Source organism: Nocardioides sp. (assembly GCF_016462705.1).
Lineage (GTDB): Bacteria > Actinomycetota > Actinomycetes > Propionibacteriales > Nocardioidaceae > Nocardioides.
The window spans coordinates 18,171-27,585 of the sequence record NZ_JAEMSS010000037.1; the positions used below are offsets into that span (position 1 = coordinate 18,171).

The window sequence follows — 9,415 nt, forward strand, 5'->3', positions numbered from 1 at the left end:
CGGAGTGCTCGACCAGCTCACCGGTGACGCCCAGACCTTCGTCGAGAAGGTCTGGGCGTCCCGGGTCCACCACCACCGGGTCGAGCCGGCCGAGCTCGCGGCCTACCTCTCCCTCGAGGACGCCGACCACCTGCTCACCTCGACCGCCATCCGTACGCCGTCCGTGCGGCTGGTCCGCGACGGCGCGGTGCTGCCCGAGTCGACGTACACCCGCTCGGCGACGCTCGCCGGCCGCCAGCTCACCGGCCTGGTCGACGCCCGCAAGGCGCTCGCCCTCTTCGAGGACGGCGCGACCGTCGTCTTCCAGGGCCTGCACCGCTACTGGCCGCCGCTGACCCGGCTGATCGCCGAGCTGGAGCTCGACCTCGGGCACCCGTGCCAGGCCAACGCCTACCTGACGCCCGTCGGCGCCCAGGGCTTCGCCGTGCACCAGGACACCCACGACGTCTTCGTGCTGCAGACCGCCGGTTCGAAGCAGTGGGAGGTCCACGGCCAGGACGGTGTCGAGGAGCCCGTCTTCGAGCCGGGCCACGTCATGTACATGCCGACCGGCACCCCCCACGCCGCGCGCACCCAGGACACCATCTCCCTGCACATCACCATCGGCATCAACCAGCTGACCTGGCGCGGCCTGGTCACCCGCGCGATCAGCGCGCTCGCCGCCCGGGTGCCCGACGAGCACCTGCCGGCCGGCTACCTCGACGACCCGCAGGGCCTGGCGCACCAGCTCGGCCGGCACCTGCACGACGTCGCCGACGAGCTCCGCGGGGTCGACCCGGCGGTCGCGATCGAGGACGAGGTACGCCGCTTCCTCACCCAGCGTCCGCCCCGCCTCCCCGGCGGGCTCACGGACGTCATCGAGGTCGGCTCCCTCACCGACACCTCCCGGCTGCGGCGCCGGCCCGGTCATCCGTGCGTGCTGCTGGACCGCGGTGGCCACGGCGACCAGGGCCGCACGGTCGAGGTGCTCCTCGGCGACCGCTCGCTCACGGTCCCCGCCCGGGTCCGGCCGGCGCTCGACGAGATCCGCTCCCGCGCCGAGCTGCGCCCGGCCGACCTGCCGTTGGACGAGCAGAGCAGGCTGGTCCTGTGTCGCAGGCTGGTGCGGGAGGGGCTGCTCGAAGTCCTCGAGCCGTGAGCTTCCGCTGCGCCGCGGCGAGCCTGCTCCGCGACGAGCCCGCCGCCGGCACCGCCTCGACGGTCCGCGCGTTCCTGCTGCTCGAGAACCCCGGCCCGTGGGGTGAGAACGCGCTCCGGGACGCCCGGCTGCCCGACGGCCTCGGAGACGAGCTCACCGCTCGCGCGTCCGCCGCCCGGGTCCGGGTGCTGCTGATCCGCCGGCCGGGCCGGCAGCGGCCGTCGGAGGGGCTGCGGGTCTTCGCGGCGTACGCCCATCACACCGAGCCGTGGCTCGAGACCACCGTCCTCGGGGACGTCCACGAGGTGCACGACCTCGACGTTGAGGCGCTCGGTGCCGGCCGCTCCCCGGGCCTGACGCCGCAGCTCGACCCGGTTTTCGCGGTCTGCACGCACGGGAGACACGACACCTGCTGCGCCGAGCGCGGACGTCCCGTCGCCGCGGCGCTCGCCGAGCGGCACCCGGAGCAGACGTGGGAGGTCTCGCACATCGGCGGCGACCGGTTCGCGGCCAACGCCGTGGTCCTGCCGCACGGCCTCTACTACGGCCGGCTCGACGCCGAGTCGGCCGTCGAGGTGGCCGCCGCCCAGCTGGCCGGCCGGGTCTCGCTCGCCCACCTCCGGGGGCGGTCCGGTCTCGGCATGCCGCTGCAGTACGCCGAGATCGCGCTGCGCACGCACCTCGGCGAGACGACGCTGGCCGGGGTCCGCTTCACGTCCCGCACGGCCACGAAGGGGGCGGACGGCGACGTGGTCACCGCCCGCTTCGCCGCCCGCGGCGCGACGTACGCCGTCACCGTGCGCACCACCCTGTCGGCGGAGCCGCAGCAGCTGACCTGCTCCGCGGCCCGCGACAGCCGGTTCGTGGAGCACGAGCTGCTCGACCTGAGCGTGGTGGGCGACGGGTGAGGAGAGCGGCAGCGCTGCTCGGTGCCGCGCACCCCGGCCCGGCGTTCGCGGTGACGGTCCTGGCCGGCATGCTCGGCGTCGCGGTCGGCCTCGGTCCTGCGGACGTGGCCCTCGTCGTGGCGGCGGTGCTGACCGGCCAGCTGTCGATCGGCTGGTCCAACGACCTCGTCGACGCCGCCCGGGACCGCGCGGTCGGCCGCCGCGACAAGCCGCTCGCGACGGGTGACCTCGACGAGCGGGTGGTCCGGGTCGCGTGCGGGCTGGCGCTGGTCGCGACCGTCCCGCTGTCCCTCCTCTGCGGCCTGGTCGCCGGACCGGTCCAGCTGCTCACGGTGGCGTCCGGCTGGGCCTACAACCTCGGCCTCAAGTCGACCGCGTGGTCGTGGGCGCCCTACGCCGTGGCGTTCGGCGCACTCCCGGCGTTCGTCGCCCTCGTCGACCGGCCCTCGGAGCTCCCGCCCTGGTGGATGGTCGTCGCCGGTGCGCTGCTGGGCGTCGGGGCGCACCTGGTCAACGTCCTCCCCGACCTCGCCGACGACGCCGCGACGGGCGTCCGGGGACTGCCGCACCGGCTCGGGGCCCGGCGTTCCTCGGTCCTGGCCGCGGCCGTGCTGGTGGGTGCGACAGTGGTGATCGTGCTCGGAGCGACCGTCGACCCCGCCCTGGCCGCGGCGGCCCTGGTCGTCGTGGGGGGCCTGGCCGTCGTCGCGCTGGTCACGGACGGTCGCACGCCGTTCCGCGCCGCGATCGGCATGGCCCTCGTCGACGTCGCCATGCTGGTGGTGGCCGGATGAGCCACGGGGTGCCGGCGCCGGTCAGCGACTGGGACGTCATCGTGGTCGGCGCCGGACCGGCCGGCACCTCGACCGCGCTCAGCGTCATCCACGCCGGGCCCGGGCTGCGGGTGCTGCTGCTCGACCGTGCCGACTTCCCGCGCGACAAGTCCTGCGGCGACGGCATCGCTCCGCACGTCTTCGACCGGCTCGGCCGGATCGGGGTGACCGGGATCGAGGAGGGGTGGACGCCGCTGACCCGGCTCGAGCTCGCCCGCGGGTCCTCGTCGGTCGCCCGCCCGATGGCCCGACCGGTCTACGTCATCCCGCGCGAGGTGTTCGACGCCCGCCTGGTCGAGCGGGCCGTGGCGGCCGGTGCCACCCTGGTCCGGCACCGGGTGACCGACGTCCGCGCCACCGCCGAGGGGATCGTCCTCGACGGCCGCTACCGGGCACCGGTCGTCGTCGGTGCCGACGGTGCGCACAGCGTCCTGCGCGGCCACCTCGGCCTGCGCGACGGACGCCGTGCCCTGGCGATCCGTGGCTACGCGCCGACGCCGTCCGAGCGCCGCGGCACCCAGGTGATCCGCTACGGCGACCGCCGCCAGCCGTCGTACGCCTGGGCCTTCGACCGCGGTGACGGCCTGTCCAACGTCGGGTACGGCGAGCTGCTGCCGTCCGACCGCACCGACGACCCGCCCAGCAGGGCTCTGCTCCTCGACCAGCTCGACCGCCTGCTGCCCGGCAGCGTCGCGGCCGGAGACCAGTGGAAGGCGCACCACCTGCCGCTGTCCGGCTGGAGCTGGGAGCAGCCGGACGGGCCGGTGCTGCTGACCGGCGACGCGGCCGGGCTGATCAACCCGATGACGGGGGAGGGCATCTACTACGCGGTCGCGACCGGCATCACGGCCGGGCGCGCCGCCGCCCAGGCGTTCCGGGCCGGCAACCCCGCGCGTGCGGGCGAGCTGCACCGCCGCGCGGTCCGGGCGCTGCTCGGTCGGCACCTCAAGCACACCTGGACCGCGGCCCGGCTCGCCGAGAGCGCGACCCTGGTCGAGGGCGGCATCCGGGCCGCCCGGCGCGACGCCCGCGTCTTCGACGAGCTGGTCGAGCTCGGGCTCGGCGACGGGCGCATCTCCCGGCACCTGGTCGGGCACCTGATCACCGGAGTGGCCCGACGCACCGTCCCCCGCACTCCCCTCACCCGGCTCGCGAAGGGACCGTGACACATGCAGATCCTGAGCGTCCGCGGAGCCCTCCCGGGGCACCGTCACCCGCAGTCGGAGATCACCGACGCGTTCGCGGCCTTCATCGCCGAGCGGAGCCTCGACGAGCGGCTGCTGCGGCGGTTCCATTCCAACGCCGGGGTCGAGTTCCGGCACACGGTGCTGCCGCTGGAGGACTACGGCCGGATCGAGTCCTTCACCCAGGCCAACGACCTCTTCATCGAGCACGCCGTCGAGCTGGGGGCCCGGGCGCTCCAGGACGCGCTCAAGGCCGCCGACCTCACGCCCACCGACGTCGACCTGGTCATCTCGGCCACGGTGACCGGGCTGGCGGTGCCGTCGCTGGAGGCCCGGATCGCGGCCGTCGTCGGGCTGCGCCCCGACGTGAAGCGGGTGCCACTGGTCGGTCTCGGCTGCGTCGCGGGAGCCGCGGGGATCGCCCGGCTCGCCGACTACCTCGCCGGCCACCGCGACCAGGTCGCCGCCCTGGTCGCGGTCGAGCTCTGCTCGCTGACCGTCCAGCGCGACGACGTCTCGGTGCCCAACCTGGTGGCCAGCGGCCTCTTCGGGGACGGCGCCTCCGCGGTGGTGGCCGCCGGGTCGGCGTACTCCGGGACGACGCCGGGTGCGCACGTCCTCGACTCGCGCAGCCGGCTCTACCCCGACTCCGAGCGCACCATGGGGTTCGACGTCGGCAGCACGGGGCTGCGGATCGTGCTCGACGCGGCGGTGCCCGAGGTCATCGGCCGCTACGTCCGCGAGGACGTCGACGGTTTCCTCGACGCGCACGGGCTCACGCTCGACGACATCGGGTGGTGGGTCTGCCACCCGGGCGGCCCCAAGGTCATCGAGGCGCTCCAGTCGACCCTCGACCTGCCCCGTGAGGCGGTGGAGGTCACCTGGGACTCGCTCGCCGCGATCGGCAACCTGTCCTCCGCGTCGGTGCTGCACGTCCTCGAGGACACCCTGCGAGACCGGCCTCCGGCGCCCGGCAGCCACGGCATCCTGATGGCCATGGGTCCCGGCTTCTGCTCCGAGCTCGTGCTGCTCCGCGCCCCGGAGCAGGCGGGATGACCAGCCTCGTCGCGTTCACGGTCATCGTCGGGCTGGTCGGGCTCGAGCGGGTCGCGGAGCTGGTCGTCTCGACCCGCAACGCGGCGTGGAGCAAGCAGCAGGGCGGCGTGGAGACGGGGCTCGGCCACTACCCGTTCATGGTGGTGCTGCACACCGGGCTGCTCGTCGGCGCGCTCGTCGAGGCCTGGACCCGCCGTCCCGACGTCCCGGGTGTGCTGGCGTGGTCGATGCTCCTGGTCGTCGTGCTCAGCCAGGCGCTCCGCTGGTGGTGCATCGCCACCCTGGGCCGCCGCTGGAACACCCGCGTGATCGTCGTCCCCGGGATGCCGCCCGTCACCGACGGCCCCTACCGCTGGCTGCGGCACCCCAACTACGTCGCGGTGGTGCTGGAGGGCTTCGCGCTCCCGCTCATCCACGCCGGGTGGATCACCGCGCTGGTCTTCACCGTCCTCAACGCCGGCCTGCTCACGGTGCGCATCCGTGCGGAGAACGCCGCCCTCGACACGCTCCCGGCGGCTGCGTCGTGATGGCGAGGTGAGGGCGTCGTGATGGACCTGTGCGTGGCAGGTGGCGGACCGGTCGGCCTGGCCACCGCGCTCTACGCCGCCCGGGAGGGGCTCGAGGTGGTCGTCCGCGAGCCGCGCCCCGGCCCGGTCGACAAGGCCTGCGGCGAGGGCCTGATGCCCGGAGCCGTGGCCGACCTCGCCGCGCTCGGGGTCGACCCCGAGGGTCACCGGATCGCGGGCATCGCCTACGTCGACGGCAGGCACCGGGTCGAGACCGCGTTCCGCCGCGGCGACGGCCGGGGCGTGCGGCGCACGGTCCTGCACGCCGCTCTCCTGGACGCCGCCGTCGCGGCCGGCGTCAAGATCGAGGAGCGCCCGGTGGAGCGCGTCGACAACCGGCACGACCACGTGCTGGTCGACGGGGATCCCGCCGCCTACCTCGTGGCCGCCGACGGGCTGCACTCCCGGATCCGCCGGATGGTCGGCGCCGAGCGGCCGCAGCTGCGGCACCGGCGCCACGGCCTGCGCGCGCACGCCGAGGTCGCGCCCTGGACGCCGTACGTCGAGGTGCACTGGGCCGCCGCCTCGGAGGCCTACGTGACCCCGGTCGGCCCCGGCCTGGTGGGCCTGGCGATGCTGACCGACCGGTCGGCGACGTTCCCCGACCTGCTGGCCGAGCACACCGAGCTGGCGGAGCGGTTCGCCGGGGCGACCTGGTCGAAGGTCCGCGGCGCCGGCCCGCTGCGGCAGCGCGCGTCCCGGAGGGTGGTCGGCCGGACCCTGCTGGTCGGCGACGCGGCCGGGTACGTCGACGCGATCACCGGCGAGGGCATCGCGCTCGGGCTCGCCCAGGCGCGGGCGGCGGTGGCCGCGGTCGTCGCCGGGAGCCCCGACGACTACGAGGCGGCCTACCGACGTCTCGGCCGGCGGCACGAGCTGCTCACCCACGCGCTGCTCGCCTCGAGCCGGGTCCAGATGGTCCGCCGAAGGATCGTGCCCGCCGCCTCGCGGCTGCCGTGGGCCTTCGACGCGGCGGTCGACCAGCTGGCGAGGCCGGTGTGACCGGCTCGGTCGAGGAGGTCGTGCTGCTGGCCGAGGACGGCCGCGCGATCGGGACCGCCCCCAAGGCCGAGGTGCACCACGCGGACACCCCACTGCACCTGGCGTTCTCCTGCTACGTCTTCGACGAGGCCGGCCGGTTCCTCCTGACGCAGCGGGCCCGGCACAAGCCGACGTTCGGCGGCGTCTGGACCAACTCGGCGTGCGGCCACCCGGCTCCGGGGGAGCCGATCGAGGACGCCGTACGCCGCCGGGTCGAGCAGGAGATCGGAGTGACCCTCGACGACCTGCGCCTGGTCCTACCGGCGTTCCGCTACCGGGCGGTCATGGACAACGGTGTCACCGAGAACGAGATGTGCCCGGTCTTCGTGGCGACCACCCGCGACGCCGTCCGGCTCGACCCGGAGGAGGTCGACGCCCACGAGTGGGTCGACTGGCCGTCGTTCCGGGCTCGCGTCCTCGACGGCAGCCGGGACGTCAGCTCGTGGTGCGTCGAGCAGGTGGCGGCGCTGCCCGAGGACCCGCTCTCCGCGCCGGCTGAGGACCCGGCCGACCTGCCCGCCGCCGCGCGGTAGGCCCCGGCCCGAGCTACGGGCGGAGTCCCCGGAGATCCGGTGACTCCTACGCTTCTGCACCCAGATCTCGGTGCAGAAGCGGCACGGTCCCCTGATGTCCGGGGACTCCGCCGCCGGTCCGACCCGCGACGCCCAGCGCCCGGGCGAGCACCGCCCGGCGCTCCGCCTCCATGCGCTTGACCACCTCGGCCTCCGGGACGATCTGCACGCCGTGGAAGGTGCCCGGCCAGCAGTGCAGCTCGACCGGGACGCCGGCGGTCATCAGCCGGGTGGCGTAGGCGATCCCCTCGTCGCGGAGCGGGTCGAGCTCGCAGGTCACGACGTACGCCGGGGGCAGGCCGGACAGGTCCTCGGCGCGGGCGGGAGCGGCGTACTGGTCGGCCGCCTGGCCGTCGAGGTAGAGCCGCCACGAGGCCGCCGCCTGCTGGGGGCTCCACATCGGCCACGGCCCCGCGGAGCGCATCGACGGGGTCTCCAGGCGGTCGTCGGTCACCGGGACGTCGAGCGACTGGAAGCAGAGCGCGGGGCCGCCGCGGTCGCGGGCCAGCAGCGCCACGGCGGCGGACAGGCAGCCGCCGGCGCTCTGCCCGTGCACGGCGACCCGGGCCGGGTCGACCTCGGGCAGCCCGGCCAGCAGCTGGAGCGCGGCGTAGCAGTCCTCGAGCCCGGCGGGGTAGGGGTGCTCGGGGGCGAGCCGGTAGTCGACGCTGGCCACGACCACCCCCAGCACGCGGGCCAGGTCGACGCAGACCTGGTGCTCCAGGTCGACGCTGCCCAGCACGAAGCCGCCGCCGTGGATGAAGAGCAGCCCGGGCAGCGGCGTCTCGGCGCCCGTCGGCAGGTAGAGGCGCACCGATGCGGGGTTGCCGAAGCCGTCCAGGTCGACGTCGCGCACCTCGAGCCCGGCGGTGTCGACCTCCGAGGCGGGCCCGGCCAGCGCCTCGACGAACTCCCGGGCACCGGCCAGGTCGTCGAGGCTGTCGCCCAGGTCGGGCAGCGCGGTGACCATGCCGACCAGGTCCGGGTCCAGGCTCGGGAACAGGGAGGCGTCCATCAGCGGACCTCGAGGTCGGCGGGGTCGGGGTCCCGGGTCCAGGCCCAGTAGTCGACCAGTCTCCACGGGTTGAGGCCGTGCACCTCACCGGCCTCGTCCTGGTAGTAGCCGTGCCCGATGTACGGCGACGACCAGACCATCGTCTTCACCTCGGCCTGGGTCCGTTCGTAGTAGTCGTCGTACGCCGCCTGCGTGGGCTCGACGGTGTCGCCGCCGGCCTCGACCAGCATCCGCAGGCAGGCCAGCACGTAGGAGACCTCGCACTCCGAGGCCAGGATGATGCTCCCGCCGCTGGCCAGGTTGGTGGCCGGTCCGTAGAGCATGAAGAAGTTGGGGAACCCCGGAACCGTCACCCCGAGGTGGGCACGCGGTCGTGACCCCCAGTGCTCGTGGAGGTCGACGCCGCCGCGGCCGCGGACGGTCATCGGGACGAGGAAGTCGTTGGCCCGGAACCCGGTCGCCCAGACCAGCACGTCCGCGCGGTGGCGCACGCCGTCGGAGTCCACGACGGCGTCCGGCTCGAGCCGGGACACCCCGCTCCGGACCAGCTCGACGTCGTCCCGGGTCAGGGTGCGGAGCCACGACCCGTTGTCCTGCAGCGTGCGCTTGGCGGTCGGCGGGTACGGCGGCACCACCTTGGCGACCAGGTCCGGGTCGCCGTCCACCTGGCTGGTGATCCAGTCCGTGAACATGGTGCGGACCATCTCGTTGACCTCGCTCACCGACCGCTCCTGCGGCTCCCAGGCGGGGTCGACCTTGGCGGCCGCCAGCCCGGTGTCGGTGCCCGGCCACAGCGTCAGGAACCGGAACCAGCGCCCGTAGAACGGCAGGTGCCTGATCGCCCAGCCCACCCCCGGCCCGACCGCGTCGTGGTAGCCGGGGTTGGGGAACATCCACTGCGCGGTGCGCTGGAGCACGGTCAGCGACCGCACCTGGTCCGCGATCGCGGGCGCCACCTGGAACCCGGTCGCGCCGGCGCCCACCATCACCACGTCCTTGCCGGTCAGGTCGACGTCGTCGGGCCAGCGTGCGGTGTGGAAGGCCGGCCCCGCGAACTCGCCGGGTACGTCGGGCACGGCCGGCCGGTTGAGCTGGCCGACGG

10 protein-coding genes are annotated in these 9,415 nt (G+C 74.8%); 8 read left to right on the top strand and 2 right to left on the bottom strand.

The window, feature by feature from the left end; genetic code table 11:
• Nucleotides 1–4 precede the first annotated feature (4 nt).
• From JHD21_RS06965 to idi, 8 genes are read left to right on the top strand one after another with little or no spacing between them, the layout of a single operon-like run.
• Complete coding sequence (locus JHD21_RS06965; RefSeq protein ID WP_292672780.1) at nt 5–1,138, top strand: cupin domain-containing protein; 1,134 nt, start codon at nt 5–7, stop codon at nt 1,136–1,138.
• Nucleotides 1,135–2,046, top strand: coding sequence for a sucrase ferredoxin (locus JHD21_RS06970; protein ID WP_292672781.1), 912 nt, complete (start codon nt 1,135–1,137; stop codon nt 2,044–2,046). Before JHD21_RS06965 ends, JHD21_RS06970 begins: the two co-directional genes overlap by 4 nt.
• On the top strand, nt 2,043–2,840 hold the full coding sequence (locus tag JHD21_RS06975) for a UbiA family prenyltransferase (RefSeq protein WP_292672783.1): 798 nt from the start codon (nt 2,043–2,045) through the stop codon (nt 2,838–2,840). The genes JHD21_RS06970 and JHD21_RS06975 overlap by 4 nt, the downstream gene beginning before the upstream one ends.
• Entirely contained in the window at nt 2,837–4,045 is a 1,209-nt protein-coding gene (locus JHD21_RS06980; RefSeq protein ID WP_292672785.1) for an NAD(P)/FAD-dependent oxidoreductase, read from the top strand. Before JHD21_RS06975 ends, JHD21_RS06980 begins: the two co-directional genes overlap by 4 nt.
• Before the next feature lie 3 nt (nt 4,046–4,048).
• Nucleotides 4,049–5,119 carry a 3-oxoacyl-[acyl-carrier-protein] synthase III C-terminal domain-containing protein gene (locus JHD21_RS06985; protein WP_292672786.1) on the top strand — a complete coding sequence of 357 codons (1,071 nt, stop codon included), beginning with the start codon at nt 4,049–4,051 and terminating at the stop codon, nt 5,117–5,119.
• Nucleotides 5,116–5,646: an isoprenylcysteine carboxyl methyltransferase family protein gene (locus JHD21_RS06990; RefSeq protein WP_292672788.1), complete on the top strand. Its 531-nt coding sequence runs from the start codon at nt 5,116–5,118 to the stop codon at nt 5,644–5,646. Before JHD21_RS06985 ends, JHD21_RS06990 begins: the two co-directional genes overlap by 4 nt.
• Nucleotides 5,647–5,667: 21 nt before the next feature.
• Nucleotides 5,668–6,687, top strand: coding sequence for an FAD-dependent monooxygenase (locus JHD21_RS06995; RefSeq protein WP_292672791.1), 1,020 nt, complete (start codon nt 5,668–5,670; stop codon nt 6,685–6,687).
• Nucleotides 6,684–7,259, top strand: coding sequence for an isopentenyl-diphosphate Delta-isomerase (idi, locus tag JHD21_RS07000; protein ID WP_292672792.1), 576 nt, complete (start codon nt 6,684–6,686; stop codon nt 7,257–7,259). Before JHD21_RS06995 ends, idi begins: the two co-directional genes overlap by 4 nt.
• Nucleotides 7,260–7,305: 46 nt before the next feature.
• On the opposite strand, the gene JHD21_RS07005 is transcribed toward idi, so the two are convergent.
• On the bottom strand, nt 7,306–8,313 hold the full coding sequence (locus JHD21_RS07005; RefSeq protein ID WP_292672793.1) for an alpha/beta hydrolase: 1,008 nt from the start codon (nt 8,311–8,313) through the stop codon (nt 7,306–7,308).
• Nucleotides 8,313–9,415 (bottom strand): NAD(P)/FAD-dependent oxidoreductase (locus tag JHD21_RS07010; RefSeq protein WP_292672795.1); only part of this gene is annotated, 1,103 nt, incomplete at its 5' end. The genes JHD21_RS07010 and JHD21_RS07005, both read right to left, overlap by 1 nt.